Annotated in this window: 25 protein-coding genes; 3 read left to right on the top strand and 22 right to left on the bottom strand. The window is 34.9% G+C overall.

Features of this window, described 5'->3' with window-relative positions; translation table 11 throughout:
• Positions 1–712 (bottom strand): coiled-coil domain-containing protein (locus tag C6989_RS06360; protein ID WP_255464658.1); only part of this gene is annotated, 712 nt, incomplete at its 3' end.
• A 137-nt stretch (positions 713–849) separates the two neighbouring features.
• Between C6989_RS06360 and C6989_RS06355 the strand changes: the two genes are divergently transcribed.
• Entirely contained in the window at positions 850–1161 is a 312-nt protein-coding gene (locus C6989_RS06355) for a hypothetical protein (RefSeq protein WP_148703732.1), read from the top strand.
• Here C6989_RS06355 and C6989_RS06350 read toward each other — a convergent pair.
• Positions 1150–1818 (bottom strand): phosphatase PAP2 family protein, encoded by a 669-nt coding sequence (locus C6989_RS06350; RefSeq protein WP_182126696.1) that lies wholly within the window; start codon positions 1816–1818, stop codon positions 1150–1152. The genes C6989_RS06355 and C6989_RS06350 overlap by 12 nt on opposite strands.
• A 117-nt stretch (positions 1819–1935) precedes the next feature.
• On the opposite strand from C6989_RS06350, the gene pgk reads away from it, so the two are divergent.
• Entirely contained in the window at positions 1936–3162 is a 1227-nt protein-coding gene (pgk, locus tag C6989_RS06345; protein ID WP_182126695.1) for a phosphoglycerate kinase, read from the top strand.
• On the opposite strand, the gene C6989_RS06340 is transcribed toward pgk, so the two are convergent.
• The 14 genes from C6989_RS06340 to C6989_RS06275 all read right to left on the bottom strand — a co-directional run bounded on the left by C6989_RS06340 (position 3155) and on the right by C6989_RS06275 (position 14708).
• Positions 3155–3499 carry a hypothetical protein gene (locus C6989_RS06340; protein WP_148703735.1) on the bottom strand — a complete coding sequence of 115 codons (345 nt, stop codon included), beginning with the start codon at positions 3497–3499 and terminating at the stop codon, positions 3155–3157. The genes pgk and C6989_RS06340 overlap by 8 nt on opposite strands.
• 1 nt (position 3500) lies before the next feature.
• Positions 3501–3944 carry an iron-sulfur cluster assembly scaffold protein gene (locus C6989_RS06335; protein WP_182126694.1) on the bottom strand — a complete coding sequence of 148 codons (444 nt, stop codon included), beginning with the start codon at positions 3942–3944 and terminating at the stop codon, positions 3501–3503.
• A complete protein-coding gene (locus C6989_RS06330) occupies positions 3941–5185 on the bottom strand; it encodes a cysteine desulfurase (protein ID WP_182126693.1) in 1245 nt (414 codons plus the stop codon). Before C6989_RS06330 ends, C6989_RS06335 begins: the two co-directional genes overlap by 4 nt.
• Before the next feature lie 3 nt (positions 5186–5188).
• Entirely contained in the window at positions 5189–5497 is a 309-nt protein-coding gene (locus C6989_RS06325; protein WP_182126727.1) for a Rieske (2Fe-2S) protein, read from the bottom strand.
• 5 nt (positions 5498–5502) lie between these two features.
• Entirely contained in the window at positions 5503–6900 is a 1398-nt protein-coding gene (sufD, locus tag C6989_RS06320; RefSeq protein WP_182126692.1) for a Fe-S cluster assembly protein SufD, read from the bottom strand.
• 25 nt (positions 6901–6925) lie between these two features.
• Positions 6926–8326 carry a Fe-S cluster assembly protein SufB gene (sufB, locus tag C6989_RS06315; protein ID WP_148703739.1) on the bottom strand — a complete coding sequence of 467 codons (1401 nt, stop codon included), beginning with the start codon at positions 8324–8326 and terminating at the stop codon, positions 6926–6928.
• Between the two features lie 65 nt (positions 8327–8391).
• On the bottom strand, positions 8392–8580 hold the full coding sequence (locus C6989_RS06310; RefSeq protein WP_148703740.1) for a hypothetical protein: 189 nt from the start codon (positions 8578–8580) through the stop codon (positions 8392–8394).
• A 41-nt stretch (positions 8581–8621) separates the two neighbouring features.
• Positions 8622–9425, bottom strand: a complete 804-nt coding sequence (locus tag C6989_RS06305; RefSeq protein WP_182126691.1) for a uroporphyrinogen-III synthase — start codon at positions 9423–9425, stop codon at positions 8622–8624.
• Positions 9425–10165 carry a uroporphyrinogen-III C-methyltransferase gene (gene cobA, locus C6989_RS06300; RefSeq protein ID WP_182126690.1) on the bottom strand — a complete coding sequence of 247 codons (741 nt, stop codon included), beginning with the start codon at positions 10163–10165 and terminating at the stop codon, positions 9425–9427. Before cobA ends, C6989_RS06305 begins: the two co-directional genes overlap by 1 nt.
• On the bottom strand, positions 10162–11097 hold the full coding sequence (hemC, locus tag C6989_RS06295) for a hydroxymethylbilane synthase (protein WP_148703743.1): 936 nt from the start codon (positions 11095–11097) through the stop codon (positions 10162–10164). The genes cobA and hemC overlap by 4 nt, the downstream gene beginning before the upstream one ends.
• Positions 11094–12371, bottom strand: coding sequence for a glutamate-1-semialdehyde 2,1-aminomutase (gene hemL / locus C6989_RS06290; protein ID WP_182126726.1), 1278 nt, complete (start codon positions 12369–12371; stop codon positions 11094–11096). Before hemL ends, hemC begins: the two co-directional genes overlap by 4 nt.
• A 756-nt stretch (positions 12372–13127) precedes the next feature.
• A complete protein-coding gene (locus C6989_RS06285; RefSeq protein ID WP_182126689.1) occupies positions 13128–13544 on the bottom strand; it encodes a hypothetical protein in 417 nt (138 codons plus the stop codon).
• A gap of 81 nt (positions 13545–13625) precedes the next feature.
• On the bottom strand, positions 13626–14306 hold the full coding sequence (locus C6989_RS06280) for an MIP/aquaporin family protein (protein ID WP_148703745.1): 681 nt from the start codon (positions 14304–14306) through the stop codon (positions 13626–13628).
• A gap of 3 nt (positions 14307–14309) precedes the next feature.
• Positions 14310–14708 (bottom strand): arsenate-mycothiol transferase ArsC, encoded by a 399-nt coding sequence (locus C6989_RS06275; protein ID WP_148703746.1) that lies wholly within the window; start codon positions 14706–14708, stop codon positions 14310–14312.
• A gap of 40 nt (positions 14709–14748) precedes the next feature.
• On the opposite strand from C6989_RS06275, the gene C6989_RS06270 reads away from it, so the two are divergent.
• Positions 14749–15048, top strand: a complete 300-nt coding sequence (locus C6989_RS06270) for an ArsR/SmtB family transcription factor (protein ID WP_148703747.1) — start codon at positions 14749–14751, stop codon at positions 15046–15048.
• Here the strand turns inward: C6989_RS06270 and C6989_RS06265 are convergent.
• Genes C6989_RS06265 through pstC form a run of 6 tightly spaced genes read right to left on the bottom strand, consistent with a single transcriptional unit; the run spans position 15045 to position 19868 of the window.
• A complete protein-coding gene (locus tag C6989_RS06265) occupies positions 15045–15347 on the bottom strand; it encodes a P-II family nitrogen regulator (RefSeq protein WP_148703748.1) in 303 nt (100 codons plus the stop codon). The two genes, C6989_RS06270 and C6989_RS06265, sit on opposite strands and share 4 nt — an antisense overlap.
• On the bottom strand, positions 15344–16426 hold the full coding sequence (locus C6989_RS06260) for a sodium-dependent bicarbonate transport family permease (RefSeq protein ID WP_182126688.1): 1083 nt from the start codon (positions 16424–16426) through the stop codon (positions 15344–15346). Before C6989_RS06260 ends, C6989_RS06265 begins: the two co-directional genes overlap by 4 nt.
• A 46-nt stretch (positions 16427–16472) precedes the next feature.
• On the bottom strand, positions 16473–17132 hold the full coding sequence (locus C6989_RS06255) for a phosphate signaling complex PhoU family protein (RefSeq protein ID WP_148703750.1): 660 nt from the start codon (positions 17130–17132) through the stop codon (positions 16473–16475).
• On the bottom strand, positions 17132–17905 hold the full coding sequence (gene pstB / locus C6989_RS06250; protein WP_342751992.1) for a phosphate ABC transporter ATP-binding protein PstB: 774 nt from the start codon (positions 17903–17905) through the stop codon (positions 17132–17134). Before pstB ends, C6989_RS06255 begins: the two co-directional genes overlap by 1 nt.
• Before the next feature lie 56 nt (positions 17906–17961).
• Positions 17962–18894 (bottom strand): phosphate ABC transporter permease PstA, encoded by a 933-nt coding sequence (gene pstA, locus C6989_RS06245; RefSeq protein WP_182126687.1) that lies wholly within the window; start codon positions 18892–18894, stop codon positions 17962–17964.
• Positions 18891–19868 (bottom strand): phosphate ABC transporter permease subunit PstC, encoded by a 978-nt coding sequence (gene pstC, locus C6989_RS06240; RefSeq protein ID WP_148703752.1) that lies wholly within the window; start codon positions 19866–19868, stop codon positions 18891–18893. The genes pstA and pstC overlap by 4 nt, the downstream gene beginning before the upstream one ends.
• Positions 19869–19974 lie beyond the last annotated feature (106 nt).

Raw genomic sequence — 19974 nt, 5'->3', positions numbered from 1 at the left:
TAGATGCAGTCTTTCTTGCTGGTTTCTTTTTAGATGCAGTCTTTCTTGCTGGTTTCTTTTTAGGAGATTTTTTTCGCTTAGACAAAAGTTCTTTTAGTTTTGATGCAGCTTTTTCTAATGCTTTTTTGGCAGAATCCTCAGATTTTTTTCGTCTTTCTAATTCTTTAACAAATTTTTCTGCTGCTTTTTTACTAGATACCATTGTCTCACGTAGGGATGGCTTTGATTGAGATTGCTTTTGAATTTTAGTTGAAATCTTTGATTTTATTGTATCAAATTTGGCAACATCATTAGCAATTTTTTTGGCAGTTTTTTGCCTACTTTTAATTTCAGAGTTTAACTCCTCAACATGGTCTTCAAGTGAGCGTAGTCTTGCCTCAGCATTTTGTTTTTCTTCAGGATTTTCAGAAAATTCAATTTCCTGCTTTGTCTGCTCAATTGCCTCTTTTTCTCTAGATAATCTCTCTTCAGCTGTCTGAACTAATCTTTCAATACTTTCTAATTGAGAATTTTTTTGATTAAGAACACCAGAGACATCTGAAACATCTTCTTTCTCAGATTCTATTTTTCTATCAATAGAGTTAAGACCAGAAGATGAACGTCTTTGAGCAGATAGAACCTCTTTGAGCTGTTTTTCAGCTTTTTTTCTTAGTTTAGTAGATTCTTGCTGCTTTTTGCGTAGTTGTAAAACTGTTTTTTCTAATGATGCCAATGACTCAAACAAATCAAAAGAGTCGATTAAGTTGTTAATATAATCATGATTTGACTTTCCAGTTAAGAAAATTAACTAATATTGATCGCAAATATCACTTTTTTAAAAAATATTAGTCAATGAATTTGATAATTATCATGGATTTTCATCCAAAAGACTTGCCAATTTTTAAAACTTATGATCTAAAAGACGAAAAAGATGCAGCAAGTGCTGTTGAAGACATGGTAAAAATTGGATTTCAAGATAAAAATGAGGGGTTTCGAGTTTTGATGCCAAAAGAATCAAAGATTGCAAAAAGAATTGGATATACTGTCACAACAGGTGTAACTCATGGATTGAGACAAAAAAATGAAATTCGCGATGTAAGATATTGGACATATCATCATGATTCTGATCACTATGCAATAGTCTTGATTAGCAATTCTGCACTAACAAAATTAGGTTTTTGATTTTTCAAAAATTTTGTAGAGTTTTGTTCTATTTGCCATCACACCTGCAAGCATTATTCCAATAACAGTTCCACCTATCACATCCATAGGATAGTGTTGTAAAACATAGATTCTACTCAATGAAATCATTGCAGGATACAAGAACATCAGATAGGCTCCACGTGGGAATCTTTCAGATAACGCATATCCCAGAATAATTCCAAATATCATGGCTCGAGCAGCATGCCCAGATGGATATGATGCATCAAATCCACCCTCACAAAACAGGGCAAACGTATCACGGCTAATTTCTACGGGAAATTCCACACCTTCATAATCAAAGTCAGGTCTATCACGGTCAACTCCACATTTTATGTATCCAGTTAGAAGAGTAGCCAATACAATTAGAATCATAAGAGTAATTCCTATTCTTCGTGTTTTAGGAATAAGTAACATCAAAATTCCAAAAATTAACATGTTAAAGACATCACCACTTTCAGTCACATATTGCATTATGATGTCAAGTGTAGGGTTTCCAACATTTTGAGAGAAAAACGAAATAATACTTTGATCAAAACTTTCAGTGATTCCTGAATACACCAATCCTGTCAGAATCAAAAATAAAATTGTCAGTAATACAAATGAACGAGACCTAATATCAAAAAGCCAGCTTTGCAATTAATCAAACTCCATGTATGCATCTTTTAATTTTTGTCAATAGATAAGTTTTGGAAATCATTATTTTGAAAATAGATTTGTCAAAATAATTCTGATCGGCTCAAAGAATTTAACCAAGTGGATAATAGAAAAGGCGTGAAGGTACTCACATTAGATGATTTTGATTTAAAAGGTAAAACTGTTTTTTTAAGAGTGGACATGAATTGTCCCATCGATCCAGAAACAATGAAGATTTCAGGTACAAAAAGAATTGAAGAAGCAATTGAAACACTACAATCACTAGAAGAAGCTAAAGTGGTTGTTGCATCACATCAAGGAAGAGTTGGAAATAATGATTATACAGGAATGGACAAGCATGCCAATGTTCTTGAAAAATTAATGAATCGTAAAATAAAATATGTTGAAGACGTTATTGGCGAAGCTGCACAAAATGCAATCAAGAATTTAGAGAATGGAGACATTTTACTTTTAGATAACCTCAGATTATGTGCTGAGGAGAATTACGAGTTTACACCAGAGAATGCAGCAAAAACAATCATGGTAACTCGCTTGGCCAAATTGTTTGATCTATGTGTATTAGATTCATTTCCTAGCGCTCATAGATCACATCCATCAATTGTTGGATTTCCACAAGTTTTACCAGCATGTGCAGGAAGAATTGTTGAAAGAGAGGTTAGAAATCTAGATGAAATAATGACAGTAGCCAAGGCACCTCACGTAATTGTTCTTGGAGGTTCCAAGGTACCAGACAGACTTGAGGCAATAAAATTACTTATTCAAAATGGCAGAGCAGACCACGTCTTACTTACAGGATTGATAGGAAATGTGTTTATGCGTGCCCAAGCCAGAGTCAAGTCATCATTAGGAATTAAAAGAGAAGAAGAAGTTGTGGCAAAAGCTCACACATTGATAGGAGAATACCCAGATGTATTTGCAACTCCGGTAGATATTGCAATTGACAAAGATGGTGAAAGAGTAGAGATGGATGTAAGAGAGATGGGTAAAGGCGATAAGATTTTTGATCTGGGCCCAAAAACTGTGGAGTATTATTCAAAATTAATTGCAGGTGCAGGAACTGTATTTATTAGTGGACCAGCGGGATTTTTTGAAAAAGAGAACTTTAGTTATGGTACAAAGGCACTACTTTCTGCTGTTGCAAATTCTATGGCAACAACTATTGTTAGTGGAGGTCATTTAACAACAGCACTAAAACAACAAGGATTAGCAGACAAAATTAATCATATCAGTACTGCAGGTGGAGCACTTGTACTTTATCTTACAGGAGAAAAATTACCAATGATAAAAGCACTTGAAGATGCTAGAATAAAACAGCAATCTAAATAGATGATTTACAAGAAGGGTTTGGGCAAATTTTATCTTCAGATGGACTAAGATAGATATCTTGATTGCAAGAATTGCAGTGAGTTTTTTCTACGGGTTCAAATAATTTTAGATGTATGGTTGTAAAATTTTGAGCTACATTTCTTGCAAGACCAGAATCACAAATACCATTGATAAATGATTCAATATCATCAACTATCCAAGAGGATTCAATATCACCATTTTCTTTTAGAATTTCAAAAATAGAGTCATTGGTAAAGACAGTATCAACGTCGTTAAATTTTTCAAAAATTATTTTTCGGATTTGAAGTTCGATTGGTACAGTAGGAGTAAAACTCATTCTAGTACAGATTTGCTGCCTCTTCTTTTAGTTTATCCATATCTTCTGTATTTTCAAGATGTTTTCCAATGTAGGTATAAAGTGCGGATTTGAGTACCTTAAGAGATAGCAAGGCACATTTTATTCGAACAGCCTGTAGGTGTTCAAGACCTAATTCACTAAGAACGTCATTTTTTTCAATCTTTCTTACATCCTCAAGGCTTTTGCCTTTAGTTATTTCAGTTAGGACAGAAGAGCATGCCATACAAATTGCACATCCCTTTCCATGAAATTTAATGTCAGTTACCTTGTTTTCATCAATTTTCATATCAATATCAATACTGTCACCACATAATGGATTTGAGTCATGAAATGTTACATCATGATCTTCAATTGTTCCATAGTTTATAGGATTTCTTGAATAATCCACAATCATTTCATGATAGATATCTGCATTGCTACTCATAACTTAAACACCTTTGCTACTGTATTTAATGAATTAACAAGAACATCAATGTCTTCTTTAGTATTGTAAATGTAAAAACTAGCTCTCGAAGTTGCTGCAACATTTAGTCTTTCCATCAAGACTTGAGCACAATGGTGTCCAGAACGTACTGCAATTCCTTCCTCATCAATGATTTGTGCAACATCATGTGGATGCACGTCTGCAAAATTAAATGAGATAACGCCACCTCGCTTTGAGATATCTTTAGTACCGTAGATGTGAAGTCCTTTTACTTGAGATAGTTTTTCAATAGCATATTTTGTTAGTTCAACTTCATGTTCTCGTATGTTATCCATTCCTATCTTTGTCAGATAATCAATTGCAGCACCTAGTCCTACAACATCAGCAATGTTTGGAGTTCCTGCTTCAAATTTGTAAGGCAAATCATTCCATGTAGTTTCATATTTGTGAACTTCACGAATCATATCTCCACCACCATGGAAAGGACTCATAGTTTCAAGTACAGGTTTTCTAACCCACAAGACACCAATTCCTGTTGGACCAAGCATCTTATGCCCTGAAAATGCAAAAAAGTCACATCCCAATTTTTCCAGGTCAACTTTCATGTGTGGAACTGCTTGAGCCCCATCAACTAAGGTGGGAATTCCTGCAGCCTTGCATTTTTCAATGATTTTTTGAGCATCAGTAATCGTACCAAGGACATTGGACATCAGACTAAATGTTACAAGTTTTACTTTTCCTGTAGCAAGAAGTTTGTCAAGATCATCTAAAATTAATTCGCCGTTATCATCCATTCCAATGTATTCTAATTTTGCATGTTTTTCTTGTGTAAGAATTTGCCAAGGAACAATGTTGCTGTGATGTTCGTATTCAGTAGTAACAATAATGTCTCCTTCTTTGATGTGAGGCCTACCCCATGCATATGCAACTAGATTGATTGCTTCAGTTGTTCCCCTAACAAAGATTATTTCTTGTCTGTCCTTGATGTTGACAAATTTTGCAATTTTATCTCTAGTTTCCTCATATGCCTGTGTTGCTTCTTCGGCTAGAGCATAAACTGCTCTGTGGATATTTGCATTATGATTTTGATAATAGTTTGTAATAGCATCAATTACTTGGTTTGGTTTTTGTGTAGTAGATGCATTATCAAGATAAACTAGATGTTTGTTATCTCTAACAGTTCTTTTAAGTATTGGAAAGTCTTTTCTTAGATTTTCAAAAGATGATTCTGCAGTTTGCATATTTTAAACCTCCACGTAAATTTTGCTGTCATCTATTTTAACATTGTATACCTTAAGGGGGGTTTCAGCAGGAAGATTTTGAGGTTCACCATTCTCTAAATTGAAAACAGAGAGATGTAATGGACACCTAACTCCTTCATCACTTAGAATACCTGTTGACAGGTCTGCATCAGCATGTGTACAGATTAGGTCTGTTGCATGAATTTTTCCTTTAAGATTTGCCAAAAGAATTTTTTTATCATCATGTGTAAAACCGAAAAGTTGTCCTTCTTTTACTTGATCTAGATTACAAGCTTTTATCCATTCAGACAGAAAAATCACCTATACTTGTAATGTTGTTCTATTTCTGCATCTTCATTATAGCGTGTTTCTTCTATCTCAACGAATTTGGTTAACTCCTCATCGGTGTTAATAGTAAGTTCACGATTGTCCCATTTAGATTCAATAAGATAAGCAATCCATGCTCTGACTTGGTAAGACATCTTTCTAGAAAGTGGTTCTAGAAATCCTTCAACAATAGTTCTTTCAGCCTCTTCATGGCTTAGGCATCTTGTTTTTAGGTAGAAAATTTGTTCTTCATCAATTTGAGCAACGGATGCAGAGTGTGTTGCCTTTACGTCATTTGTGAAAATCTCTAGTCCAGGAATTGCATCTGACTTTGCATCTTTGTCTAGTAAAATTGAACGTCCAGATAGAAAAGAGTTTGATTTTGTGGCATTTTCTTTAATCCTAATCATGCCTTTGAATAAAGATTTTGATTTGTTTCTGAGAATTGATTTTTCAACTACACGTCCTTCAGTTGCAGGACTCTCATGGTTTACATTTGTTTGAATGTCAAATGATTGCTCATTATTACCAAAGACTACTTCAGAGTCATTTGATGATGCACCTGTCCCGTTTAAGAAATAATCAATTTTGTATCTCGATAGCATGGAGCCAAAGAGACCAGAATACCAGTTTATTTTTGCATCTTGTGCAAGATCAGTTCTTCTTGTAGAGAAATTAACTGCATGCTGATCAATCATTTGTAATGTTGTAACATCTAGTTGTGCATTTGCTGCAACATTGGTGTTAAGTAACTCAAGATATGCTTGTTGAGAATCAGATTTTGGAGAATATAGTTCCTGTACAACTGTTGCCTTGCTGCTTTCATCAGCAAAGATGATGTTTCTAGATATGACAGAGTGTCCATCATTAGACAAGCAAGATAAGAAATGAATTGGTCTCTCTAAAACTAAATTGCGTGGAATGTGGATAAACACTCCTGAGTTGAATGCAGCATTGTTTAATGCAGTAAATTTGTCATCTTGAGATTTTGATGCCTCAAGTGCTTTTTTGACAAGTTCAGGGTTGTTGGCAATTGCATCCGAGATAGATGAGATTACCAACCCCTTTGATTTAAGATCATCAGGTAAGTTGATTTTTGTAATATTTGCTCCAATTTGAATAATACAGATTTCATTTTCAAGCTCTCCTAATCTTTTTTGAAGAAATGATGGGGTTGTTTGTGCAGTTGATGCAGACAATGAAACCTTTTCAGGATCCATCTTTTTTGCATCAGTGTACTTGTTGTAAAGAGGAGATAACTCAAGTGGAAGACTAGCATAAACAGATAGCGAATCCTTTCTGTAATTTTTTAGCCAATCTGGCTCATTTAGAAATGAAGAGATTTCATCGATGTGACTTGTATCTAATTTAGAGAGAGTTTGTGACATGATTAATCAAAATGAAATTGGGAGTTTATCCCACAGAGTCGTCCATCTCTAGTTTGATGAGTCTGTTTAGTTCTACTGCATATTCCATTGGAAGTTCTTTTGTAAATGGTTCCATGAAACCATTAACAATTAAGGACAATGCCTCTTCTTCTGAAAAGCCTCTACTCATAAGATAGAAGATTTGCTCATCACCAATTTTTCCAACTGTTGCTTCGTGGGTAATAGTGGCATCTTCCTGATTAATTTCCATGTAAGGATATGTATCAGTCTTTGATGTATCATCTAAGAGTAATGCATCACATCTCACAGTGGATTTTACACCAGTTGCGCCCTTTGCTACATTGAGTAGTCCTCTGTAAGTGGAACGTCCATTCAATCTGCTTACGGATTTGGATGTAATTTTAGAGGTAGTGTTTGGTGCCAAATGAACCATTTTTGCACCAGTATCTTGGTGTTGGTCCTTACCTGCAAATGCAATAGATAATGTTTCACCATATGCACGTTCGCCCATAAGATAAACACCTGGATACTTCATTGTGAGTTTACTTCCAATGTTTCCATCAATCCATTCAACTGTAGCACCCTCATATGCATAAGCTCGTTTTGTTACGAGATTGTAAACATCGTTACTCCAGTTTTGGATTGTTGTATATCTTAGATGTGCATCTTTGTGTGCAACCAGCTCAACAACTGCAGAATGCAATGATTCTGAAGAGTAAACAGGAGCAGTACATCCTTCGATATAGTGAACATCTGCACCTTCATCTACAATGATCAATGTTCTTTCAAACTGACCAATGTTTTCTGCATTAATTCTAAAGTAAGCTTGTAGTGGCATGTCAACTTTGACACCAGGTGGAACATAGATGAATGAACCACCACTCCAAACTGCACTGTTTAGTGCTGCAAACTTGTTATCCTCAGGAGGAATAATCTTTCCAAAGTATTTTTTGAAAATTTCTGGATGTTCCTTTAATGCTGAATCAGTATCCAAAAACAGAACACCTTGTTTTGCTAAATCTTCTCTTAAGCTGTGATATACAACTTCTGATTCGTATTGTGCACCAACACCTGCCAAGAATTTCTTTTCAGCTTCTGGAATTCCTAATTTGTCAAAAGTATTTTTGACGTCTGCTGGAACATCATCCCAGCTCTTTTCTGTCTTTTCAGATGCTTTTGCATAATAGTAGATATTTTGAAAATCAATGACACTAAGATCTCCACCCCAGGTTGGCATTGGTTTTTTCATGAAAATTTCATAAGAACGCAATCTAAAATCAAGCATCCATTGTGGCTCATCTTTCATTTTACTGATGCCAATTACTGTTTCCTTAGTCAGGCCTTTCTTGCTAAGGTGGACATACAATTCTGTAGAGTCCTTAAAATCATATTTTGAATAATCCATATCGAGGTTTTCAGTTGCCATGAGTAAAATAACCCCGTTATATTATAAATACATGAGGAAAAATAGGCAGAGCTAAATAGGCAGAGCTAAAGTTCTTCATCATAGAACTTTTTTGATTTCTTCTTTTTTGAATCTGTTTTCATTTCTTTCTTGTGCTTTTTCTTGTCTTTCTTTTTCTTCTCTTCTACTTCAAGCTCAATCTCAATTTCAGTCTCTATTGGTTTTTCACAATGAGGACACGTGATATGGATCTTCTTTTTTATTTCGTATTCCATAATTTCAAAAACATTTCAAAGTATTAGAATTTGATCATAATTTATGCAATAGTTAAAGTGTTTTTCATTGCATCAAATGCGCCTACAACAGTATGGACTTCAGCGACTGTATTTTTGACTTTGAATTTTTTTAATTCGTCGGAAGTAAACGGTCCAATAGAAACTACGGATAGTTTGGCAAGATTATCCAACAAGGTATTTTGATCATAATCTTTTTCCATAATTTCAAAGAATCCTCTAACTGATGATGCACTGGTAAATACAATCCCATCAATCTTGTTTTGAGAGAATAGCTCTCTGAATCCATTCCATTGAGTGGTATCTCTGAATGCACAAACATCATACAAGTGAATTTCAAAAACATCTATGCCTATTTTGTTTAAGAGTTCTTTTAGAAATGGTGTAGATGCACCGCTCCTAGGAACTATGACTTTTTTGCCAACAGCATTAAGTTGTGTGAATAATTCTCCGATACCAACAGAGGAGAATGTTTCTGCAGGCTGATGATTAACTTTGATTCCTTGTTCTTCAAGGGCAATAGTGGTTTTTGGGCCAACAGAGAGCACAATTGTGTTTGCTACTGCTAATTGCAGTGTTTCGAGTTTTCCAGATTGTTTTGCAGTATCAAACAATAGTTTTACAGCCTTTGAACTCATAAAAACAGAATAGTCAGGGTTGTAAGTTTTTACTGATTCTAAAAATTCATCTACAATTTTTTCTCCTTTGCTGACAAGTTCAATTGTTGGTAATGCAATAGGTGTTGCATTATTTTGCTCAGATAGAGAAATAAACTCAGCAGCATCATCTTTGGAGCGAGTAATTGCTATAGTCTTTCCATCAAGCATTATTTCCACCCAATTGTATCTGACAGGTCAACAACTTTACCAATTATGATATTAGATGGAGGAGTTATTTTATTTTCTTTAACTTTTTTTGCAATGTTTGTGACTGTTCCTTTAATCATTTTTTGTTTAGGAGTAGTTCCATTTTGAATTACAGCAACTGGAGTTTTTTTATCCATTCCACCTGCAACCAGTTGTTTACAGATAATATCAATTCGAGATAACCCCATCATAATTACTATTGTGTCAACAGACTTTGCAAGTCTCTTCCATTTTACAATCTCTTGTTTCTTTTCAGGATCCTCATGGCCAGTTACAAAGACAACGGACGAGGCATGTTTACGATGAGTCAGTGGAATTCCGGCATAAGTGGCAGAGCCAATTCCTGAAGTTATACCAGGTACAATTTCATATATTACCTTGTTTTCTTTGAGAAATTCTGCTTCTTCTCCACCGCGTCCAAAGATTATTGGATCGCCTCCCTTTAGTCTGACAACGTTCTTTTTTGATTTTGCATATTTTACCATCAGATCATTTGTGGTATTTTGATGAGTAGTGTCATCACCTACTGCCCGTCCTACGTAGACTTTATCAGTTTTTTTAGGAATCATGGAAATAATTTTTTTGCTAACTAGTCTATCATACAAAACTACATCTGCCTTTTTGAGCAATTCAACTGCTCGAAGTGTAATTAATTTACTATCCCCGGGTCCAGCTCCAACAAGATACACTTTTCCTGTCATGTCTTATTCCATTCCTCCACTTTTTCTCTCCAATTTAATGCAAGATCATTTACCCCTTTCTTGCGAAGTTCTTCTCCAGCACTTTTGCCAAGAGACTTTGGATTGTTTTTATCACCAGTCTTGCTTACGTGAAGAGATTGCTTTCCATCAACAGAAAATGCAGTTACTGTTAGTGTAATATCAGAGTCATTAGACTTTGCATATGCACCAACTGGAAATCTACATCCAGAATCAACAAAGTCAGATAATGTACGTTCTGCCTCAATCTCCAAACGAGAGTCAGCGTCCTCAATTCTTTTGAGCATCTCAATTGTTTGTGAATCATCAGCTCTTGCAACAATAGCTATTGCTCCCTGACCAGGTGAAGGAGAAAAGTCATCAGTAGATAGTTCGGTGTGTTTTACATCAAGTCCTAATCTAGTTATTCCTGCTTTTGCAAGAACAATTGCATCATAGTTGTCTCCAGATATCTTTTTTATTCGAGTTTCAATGTTTCCGCGAATTGGTTTAACTGTAACATCAGGTCTTTTTCTAGATACTTGGACTGCCCTCCTGAGTGAACTTGTTCCAATCACAGCACCAGGTTTTATTGAATCAAGTGAAGATCCATCAGGTGAGATAAACACATCATTTACTGCTTCTCTTTTTGGGATACAAGCTAAAATTAGATTCTCATCTAACTCTGATGGAACATCTTTTAGACTATGGACTGCAAAATCAATTTCCTTTAGTGCGACTGCCTTATCAATCTCTTTTTCAAAAATTCCTTTCTGGTCTATTGTAAATAAGGGTCTGTTATCAGTATCGCCTTTTGTTGTAATTGTTTTAATTTCATATTCTGCATCAGGATTTGCTTTTTTTAATTCATCAATGACCCAATTTGTTTGAGCGATAGATAACTGGCTGCCTCTGGCTCCTACCACATACTTCAATTTTTCACCGACTTTAGTGCCAAATGATATGCATCAAGTGTTTTGTTTAGATCATTTTCAGTGTGGGCATCAGACAAGAAAACAACTTCAAACTGAGATGGGGCAATGAAGATTCCTTGTTTGAGTAAAGTTTTGAATAGTTTTTGGAATTTCTTTGCATTTGCTTTTTTTGATGTCTCATAATTGGTTACGGGTTTGTTTGTAAAGAAAATCTGGAACATTGATGCTGCAAAATTGATTTGATGGGGGATTCCCATGTCAGTTGCCATATCATCTAAAGCAGTGGAAAACAAGAGATTGAATCGCTCTAGTTTAGAGTATAGCTTGCTTTTGAGTTTGTTTATGGTCTTAATTGAGGCAATTGCAGCGCTAACAGAGATAGGATTTCCAGCAAATGTGCTTGCCTGATAGACTTTACCTCCAGGAGAAAGCAAATCCATTATCTCTTTTTTGCCACCTACTGCAGAAATTGTAAATCCATTGCTCAGAGCCTTTGCCATAGTAGTAAGGTCTGGTTTTATTCCAAAGTGTTCTTGTGCACCACCAGGAGCAACTCTGAATCCAGTAACAACTTCATCAAAGATTAACGGGATGTTGTTTTCTTTTGTTATTTTTCTCAAGTCAGATAGAAAATTTTTCTCAGGTAAAATTAATCCCATGTTAGCTAGAATTGGTTCAACAATTACTCCAGCAATGTCCTTATTTTTTTGAATTGTTTTTTGCAAATCTTCAATGCTGTTGTATTGAACTACCAAAGTATTCTTTGAGACTTCATCTAATCCACCATCAGAAACTGAGATGCCGTTATGTGCATAACCTGAGCCAGCTTTTACTAAAACAGAGTCATGAGCTCCATGATAGCATCCTTCAAACTTGATAATCTTTTTCTTTTTTGTGAATCCACGTGCAAGTCTAATTGCAGTCATTGTGGCCTCACCACCAGTATTCATTAATCGAACTTTGTTAATGGATGGGAAATTACCAATGATCAGTTTAGCAAGTTCAGTTTCAGATTCTGTGGGAGTACAGTAAAGTGTACCTTTGGCTAGTTGTTTTGAGACAGAGTTGATGATCTCTTTTCTTCTATGTCCTAAAAGTAATGCACCATAACCATTGCAAAAATCAATTAGTTTTCTATTATCTTCATCCCAGATGTATGCGCCATCTGCCTTTTTTGTGAAAAATGGATATGGTTCAAAGTATCTAACAGGACTATTGACACCTGAAGGAGTCACCTTTTTTGCATCTGAGAAGAGTTTAGAATTTGTCAACATCATAGTCTGAATTAGGTTATTATTATTCGTAAAAGCCTAAATTTTGAGAATTTTTAGGCATAAAACTATGCATAAAGATATTCATCAGATCTTTCTTTTTTACACCAACAATTAGGGCTACATTGATTATCTCTATTTTCAGACATGATTTGTTCCCTTTTGGTTCTCCCTATCATTGCAACTTGGATGAATCGCCTGGGTTGACTCTCGTACAACTTGTTTTATAATGTCTGCAACTTCTTTCGACAATAAGATTTTCGAAAATGAATAAGTGTCATGCTCAAGGAAGCGGGCAGCAGTCATTGATAATAGTAATAAGAAATTTGTTAAAACATAATTGTAATTATTTTATGTAAAAAACTAAAATTGTGTAATCTATATAGAAACTGAATTATTGAAGTTTATTACAAATATCATCGCAAGAAGGACAGAATAATACATCCTCAGCAAATTTTCCTCGTCTCAAGATTTCAGTTTCATTATTTCTACATTTTGTGCATTTGATTTTTTGCATGTTAAGGGATTATTTAGTAGATCTAAAAATAATTTCTAAAGGATTTATGTAAGATATATAAAAAGAATACCAAAATACATAAAATTATGAAGTTATAGAAATTTCAGTGTTACATCCATGAAATCGAAGTAATGTTTTTTGCTCACATTCAAAACAAATTTCTTGGATAACAATATTACATGAAGAACATTTTAAATGATTTTGTAATTTATTTCCACATTTACGGCAACTTTCATCAGGCATTATGCAAAAAGAGTTTCCTTTAATCTCCAGTCAAAATCTCGAAGTAAAAATGAAATTTTTTTTGCAACATAATTTGGAACTACATCTAAATCACATAAAACAAGAATTTGACCTTCGGTATAAGGGAAGATAAATTCCAAAAGAGTTTCCCTCTGAACACAAATATAGTTTAGAGGTCCAATAAGGTCATCAAATTCTTTGCTAAGGGAAGTTTGTAAGCTTCTTTGCATGAAAAACATCTCTACCTCTTGTTTTGACATCTTTGTGATGATTCTATCATTGCGAAATTGGAGCTCTGTTGATTTACCGTTCTTGCTTAAAGAAGATACAAAAAATATTCTCTCATCAGAGGCCAGAATGTCTTGGCACAGGTGTAAAATTGCTTGATTCCGCTCAAGATTAGATGATATCATCATAAATCATAGGCTCAACTGGAACTAAAATAAAGAGTCTTTAGATTAGATAAAACTAAGAAAACTATGAAAGATATGGTTTTTCTATAATTCTTCTCTTCGTTGTTTTTCAAATTTTTTCTTGAACAAAAATGCCACAATTATGGTTCCAACAAAAGGAGCAGTCCAATATAGCCACAAATCACCCACAGCACCAGACAACAAAGCAGGTGCAAGTGCTCTTGCAGGATTCATCGATGCACCTGAGATAAAGGCCAAAAACAAAATATCCAATCCAACAATACCTCCAATTGCAACGCCACTAAATCCTCTCAATCCTTTTGTATACACCACATAGAAGATTACGCCCATAAGCATTGCAGAAGCTAATACTTCGACTGGAAAAATTAGAAATAATGAAAAATCATAGTTTGGTGCATTGGCACCAAGATTTGATTTGTTTCCGATAAACTGCAAAACAAAAAGTGAACCTAGCAGCGCACCAATAATTTCTGCTGCAAAATAATATACAACTTGAATTTTTGATATGTGTCCTGTAATATAATATCCAATAGTCACTGCAGGGTTAAAATGCGCAAGAGAAATCTTTCCAAAAGAATATACGCCTATCAGTAGTGCAATAAATGGAGCTACTGCAGCAAACGGAATCCCCAACTGCCCATTAAAGAATTCAGCATCATAAACAATAGAACCTGTAGCAAATACTACAAGAATAAAAGTTCCAATTAATTCAACAGTAAAAATTTGTAAATTAGAGTAAGCCATTGTTTATTTCTCAAGAGATTCAATTAACTGCAAAACTTCTTTTAATATTTGATCACGAATTTTTCTAACATCATCAATTGATTTTTCTTTAGGATCTGAAATATTCCAATCAAGTACATCTTTTACAAACAATGCAGGACATGACTCTTTATCCATACATCCCATATTGATTGTTTTTGAAGAAGTTTCAATCATTTCATTAGATAATGATTTTGGAGATTGTTGTGTCATGTCAATTCCAACTTCTTTCATCACTTGAACAACTATAGGATTTAGTTGAGAAGATGGAGTTACGCCAGCACTGATCACGTTAAATTTTGCAGGAGCATATTTTCGAAAAAATGCCTCAGCCATTTGGCTCCTACCAGCATTTTCTACACACACAAACAAGATATTTTCCATACATTAACATAAATATTAGTTTATATAAATTTAGATTGATATGAATGGAGTGAGTCTACTAAAATGCATATGTGATGATACCAGATTTGAGATTTTAGAATTATTACAAAAAAACAAAGAACTGTGCGTAAACGATTTTGTAGAGAAATTAAAAAAAGATCAGCCATTAGTGTCACATCATCTCAAGACACTCAAAAAGTGTGGAATTGTAAAATCAAGAGATGAAGGAAAAAAGGCAATGTATGCAATTTCAAGTAATCAACTTGCAGAACTTATCTCAAATGTTACTAACGCAAGCAAAAAGATTCCAGTTTTATGTTCAGATGATTCTTGTTGTTAAAATTTTTCTGGGCGTAACACGCCAACATCACTAACATAAAGCACTATAGCAAAGTTTGCAAAGAGGGTTCGAGATATTTCTTCTACAACATCAGGTAGTTTTTCTTCTCTCATAATTACTTCAACTTTGACATTTTTTTCATTTTTGAATCCCTGTCCACGTAAACCACGTGCACCATTTCCATCAACTTCATAAGTTGTATATCCAGTGATTTCATGTTTTTTGAGTATCCCAATAATATTTTCTTGTGCTAAAATCTCACAAGTAATTGTAAGCAGTTTAACGTTGAACAGTTTCATGAGAATACCTCAGTTATGTAATTGAATAAGTCTATCGTTCCTTCTCCAGTATGCATAAGTGTTGATATTGTAAACAGAATCGGCAATGTGACAATAATGTTAAATGGAAATGTGATTCCCAGAGCAGATGTGATATACAAACTTGGTTTTGCCTGAGGAATTGCATGGCGTAAAACTGCAGGAGCTGCAATAAATGAGGCACTAGCCATTAACAATCCAAACATTACTGCACCACCTATACTTAATCCCAGAGCAGTTGAAACTAGAACACCAATGATTCCATTGAATAAAGGAATGAGTATAGCAAAACCAGTAAGGAAAATGCCTACTTTTTTGATGTCATCAAGCCTTTGACCGGCAATGATTCCCATCTCAATCATGAAAATTACTATTGCACCAGTAAACATATCATCAAATACAATCTTGATGGGTTCAAATCCATCTTTACCTATGATATAACCAATCACTATACTTCCTAGAAGAATTACAATTGCTTTTCCAGTTATGGATTCATGTAGCACTTTTGAGAGTTTTGTCTTTGTTTGGTTTAATCCAACATCAATTTCAGTATCATCATCTGAAAAAGACTGCTTCTTTGCTTTGATCTGTTTTGATACTGCCATATTTGTCATAAATATTGCTAAAATGAAGGCAAGTGGTTCTAGCACCGCAAGAATTGCTGCAATATATCCTTCAGATGAAACGCCTTGATTTTTCAAAAATGACAAGCCAACTGAAAAATGGACTGCGCCAACTGCACCATAAGTTGATGCAAGTGCATAAGAATCAAAGATGTTGAATTTTCCTAATCGTCTGAGAATTTGATAGTGATTTAATGTAAATAATAATGAAAGTCCAATTGCAACAAACATTGGAATCAACATGTTTTCAAATCCAGTGTTACGCATCTCTATTCCACCATGAAGACCGATTGCTGCCAAGAGATAGATTGGTAGGAATTCTGAAATTGCTTCAGGAATTTTCAAGTCAGATTTTATTCTAGCAGCAATAATCCCAAATAAGAAGAAAAGAATTATTGGAGTAAGAAGATTAGCTTGAATTAATTCTAGAATTTCCATTTGAATATTTCAGCCAATTTTTGGTTGAATAAAAATCAAGGTACGCCTAGTCAGACTTTGTATGAGATGCAATTCTAGCCTCACTAGGTCTGTGTTTTCCAGTAACGATGTAGTTAATTGCATCACTCATAAACACAGCATGATCACCAATACGTTCTAGATATCGTAAGAGTAATGCTTCAGCTAGAGCACATTTGGTGTTGTTTGATTCAATGAGTTTAGGAAGTCTGTCTTTGTAGATTTGATCAATTACTTTTTCATCCTCACGAATCTTAATTGCTTTTCTCACATCAAGTTCTGCAAATGACATAACTGCTTCTTTTATCATATGCTTTACTTTTTTTGTAGATTCAATTAGTGATGCGTTTGTACATTCTGAAACATCTCCAAACAAGTCACGTACTTGTGTTATATCATAGGCATACCTACCAAATCTAGAAAATGCATAAGATATTTCAGTAGATGAACGTATTAATCTAAAATCGTCAGCTACTGGTTGAAATTTTAGCAACATGTCAAAAGTCAAGTCTTCTACTTCATAGTATTTGGAGCGGATTGAATCAGATAATGCCAAGACTTTATCCATCGTGTTTGTCCCATCAAGATACGAATCTATTGCAAGCGATATTGATTCAATTACCATATCACCCATTTCTGCCATAATAAAAGACAGTTTTTCTAAAGAGGGATCAATTAACCGAGCCATTATCCAAACTGACCCTGAACATATTTTGCAGTCAATTCATCTTTAGGATCGGTAAAGAGTTTCTTTGTTTCTCTAAACTCTATCAAGTCACCAAGATACATGAATCCAGTATAATCAGAAACCCTAACTGCTTGCTGCATGTTATGTGTAACGATAATGATAGTATACTCTTTTTTGAGTTCAGTAATTGTCTCTTCAATTTTTTGGGTGGCTATAGGATCAAGTGCTGATGCAGGCTCATCCATAAGCAACACTTCAGGCTGTATTGCCAATGCTCTTGCAATGCAAAGGCGTTGTTGTTGACCACCAGACAATTCAATTGCAGATTTTTTCAAATCAGTTTTCACCTCATCCCAAAGGTAGGCCATCTTAAGGGAGTCCTCTACAATTTCATCAAGGATTTTTTTGTCTCTAACGCCGTTTAGTTTCAGTCCAGCAGTTACATTATCATAAATAGACATTGTTGGAAAAGGATTTGGTTTTTGGAAGACCATTCCAACTTTTCTTCTGTGATAAATTGGATCAATTGATTTATCATAAAGATCAATATTATCAATCATCACTTTACCATCAACTTTGGCATTTTTTGTCATATCATGCATTCTGTTTAGACAACGAAGAAATGTTGTCTTACCACACCCAGATGGTCCAATCAAGGCAGTAACAGATTTTTCTTTGAATTTCATTGTGACATTTTTTACAGCTTCAAAACCATCATAGCTGATTGTGACATTTTCAGTAATCATTTTATATTTTTCAGAATCAACGGTCATAGTTGGATCAGAAGTAACCTGTGTTTCCATATCGGTTGGTTTAACGCTCAATGCTGTCAATTTTTAGTCTTGCCTCCTTTCTTAATTAATTGTCCGAATAATCCATTCTTTCTTTTCTTATTTGCAAAAAAGTATCTAACAGCAAGATTGATTCCAAGAATAATGAAGATCAAGACTAATGCAGATCCCCAGCCTTGTAGTTGCGCACTATCATAAGGCAACAAAGACAATCTCCAAATTCGTAATGGGAGCGCATCCATTGGAACATCCATACTGCTAAAGAATTGACTGCTTCCCAAAATAGTCATGATTAATGGAGCAGTTTCACCACCTATTCTTGAAACAGAAAGCAAAATTCCAGTAATCATTCCATTTTTTGCAGCAGAAACTACAATTCTAAATGTAATTACCCATTTTTTAAGTCCAAGGGCAGTACCTGCTTCACGATATGTTATAGGCACCATTTTGAGAGACTCCTCAGTAGTTCTAGCAACTATTGGGAACATAATCAAAGACAGTGCAAACGCTCCTGCCCAAACTGAGAAATGTCCTAAAATCAATACAATCACCAAGAATGCAAATATTCCTAAAACGATTGATGGGAATTCCATAAACACATCATTGAAGAATCGAATAGTACGAGCAAGTTTATTGTCGCCATATTCAGAGAGATAAATTCCAGACATCACACCAATCGGAACACCAATCAGACTAGACAATCCAATAATTATCAGAGTTCCTTGAATGGCAGGACCAATTCCTCCTTCACCGGAACCAATTGCACCAGGAGTTGCAGTTAAAAATTCATAGCTTATTGCAGCAATTCCATTTTTAAAAACTTCAACAAGAATACTGCCTAAAGGAATTATTGCAATAATTACACAAGCAAAAACAATAATTCTAACAATTTTATCAACGACTAGTCGTTTCTCTACATTTTGTTTGAATAATGCGCGATACTCTTGTCTTCTTTCATTAGTTGTGCTCAATTGTTAATCGCACCTTCCTTTACTTTGAGCATTCTAGTAACTAGTAAGTGAGCAACAATATTGATGGCAATTGCAATTAATAACAAAACCAATGCAACACCAATCAACGCGGGAAGATGAAGTGATGCAGGGGATGCCTCAACAAATTCATTTGCAATAATACTAGACATAGTTTGGCTAGGTTTGAAAAATGATGATGGGATTGCAGCAATTCCGGTTGCATTTCCAATTAGCATAGTCACTGCCATTGTCTCACCTACAGCTCTACCTAATCCAAGAATAGAGGCCCCAATCAAACCAGTTTTTGAATAAGGAAATACTGCAAGCTTGAACATCTCCCACTTTGTTGCGCCAAGCATATACGCAGCCTCCTTTTGTTGTTGAGGGACTGCCTTCATTACTTCTCGAGAAACAGCAGATACTGTTGGAATAATCATAATAGCTAAAATCACACTTGCAGTAATGATGTCCAAACCAAAAGGAGTTCCAGAAAATAACCAAATAGAATCACCAAACACATCATGAAGTGGAGTTTCAATCCAATCCTTGAAATAAATTCTAAAAACAAAGAGACCCCACAGTCCATAAATTACACTTGGGACAGCTGCCAACAATTCTACAATAAATCCTAAAGGGCCTCCAATCTTTGCAGGTGCATCTGAAATGAACATCGCAATTCCAATACTTAGCGGAACCCCAATAATCATTGCAAGGGCAGCAGTTACCAAAGTTCCCAAAATATAGGGCAGTGCGCCAAATGATTCACGACCTTCTACAGCATTCCAATCAGTTCCAGAAATAAAAGATAATCCTTCTTCCTCCCAAATGGGATAAGATTCAGAAAATAATTGGAATACCAATAACACTACCATTACTAAAACATAAACACCCGCAACGGTTGCACCAATTTTGAAGATTTTATCAGCGATTGGTCGTCTGCTAGATTTTTCAGATTTTAGTTTTATCTTTCCCACAATTTTGGGCGTAAATGTGATGTTATCTAGGATCTGATCATATTTTATGAGAACATCATAGTTCTATATAGATCCTCAACAAAATTGTAAAAAGGAAAATTTCCAA

Origin of the sequence: Nitrosopumilus sp. b2 (genome assembly GCF_014078535.1) — an archaeon.
In the GTDB taxonomy this organism is placed as follows: Archaea; Thermoproteota; Nitrososphaeria; order Nitrososphaerales; family Nitrosopumilaceae; genus Nitrosopumilus; species Nitrosopumilus piranensis.
This window is presented reverse-complemented; position numbering and strand designations above follow the sequence as displayed.

What these genes read in the sequence shown, in the direction of transcription:
- C6989_RS06270 (WP_148703747.1), top strand. Translation starts at nt 14,749, where the DNA reads ATGAATGGAGTGAGTCTACTAAAATGCATATGTGATGATACCAGATTT.
- C6989_RS06330 (WP_182126693.1), bottom strand. Translation starts at nt 5,185, where the DNA reads ATGCAAACTGCAGAATCATCTTTTGAAAATCTAAGAAAAGACTTTCCA.
- C6989_RS06355 (WP_148703732.1), top strand. Translation starts at nt 850, where the DNA reads ATGGATTTTCATCCAAAAGACTTGCCAATTTTTAAAACTTATGATCTA.
- sufD (WP_182126692.1), bottom strand. Translation starts at nt 6,900, where the DNA reads ATGTCACAAACTCTCTCTAAATTAGATACAAGTCACATCGATGAAATC.
- cobA (WP_182126690.1), bottom strand. Translation starts at nt 10,165, where the DNA reads ATGACAGGAAAAGTGTATCTTGTTGGAGCTGGACCCGGGGATAGTAAA.
- C6989_RS06275 (WP_148703746.1), bottom strand. Translation starts at nt 14,708, where the DNA reads ATGGAAAATATCTTGTTTGTGTGTGTAGAAAATGCTGGTAGGAGCCAA.
- C6989_RS06265 (WP_148703748.1), bottom strand. Translation starts at nt 15,347, where the DNA reads ATGAAACTGTTCAACGTTAAACTGCTTACAATTACTTGTGAGATTTTA.
- C6989_RS06340 (WP_148703735.1), bottom strand. Translation starts at nt 3,499, where the DNA reads ATGAGTTTTACTCCTACTGTACCAATCGAACTTCAAATCCGAAAAATA.
- C6989_RS06255 (WP_148703750.1), bottom strand. Translation starts at nt 17,132, where the DNA reads ATGGCTCGGTTAATTGATCCCTCTTTAGAAAAACTGTCTTTTATTATG.
- C6989_RS06310 (WP_148703740.1), bottom strand. Translation starts at nt 8,580, where the DNA reads ATGGAATACGAAATAAAAAAGAAGATCCATATCACGTGTCCTCATTGT.
- C6989_RS06335 (WP_182126694.1), bottom strand. Translation starts at nt 3,944, where the DNA reads ATGAGTAGCAATGCAGATATCTATCATGAAATGATTGTGGATTATTCA.
- sufB (WP_148703739.1), bottom strand. Translation starts at nt 8,326, where the DNA reads ATGGCAACTGAAAACCTCGATATGGATTATTCAAAATATGATTTTAAG.
- C6989_RS06280 (WP_148703745.1), bottom strand. Translation starts at nt 14,306, where the DNA reads ATGGCTTACTCTAATTTACAAATTTTTACTGTTGAATTAATTGGAACT.
- hemL (WP_182126726.1), bottom strand. Translation starts at nt 12,371, where the DNA reads ATGTTGACAAATTCTAAACTCTTCTCAGATGCAAAAAAGGTGACTCCT.
- C6989_RS06260 (WP_182126688.1), bottom strand. Translation starts at nt 16,426, where the DNA reads ATGGAAATTCTAGAATTAATTCAAGCTAATCTTCTTACTCCAATAATT.
- pstB (WP_342751992.1), bottom strand. Translation starts at nt 17,905, where the DNA reads ATGACCGTTGATTCTGAAAAATATAAAATGATTACTGAAAATGTCACA.
- C6989_RS06285 (WP_182126689.1), bottom strand. Translation starts at nt 13,544, where the DNA reads ATGATGATATCATCTAATCTTGAGCGGAATCAAGCAATTTTACACCTG.
- C6989_RS06305 (WP_182126691.1), bottom strand. Translation starts at nt 9,425, where the DNA reads ATGCTTGATGGAAAGACTATAGCAATTACTCGCTCCAAAGATGATGCT.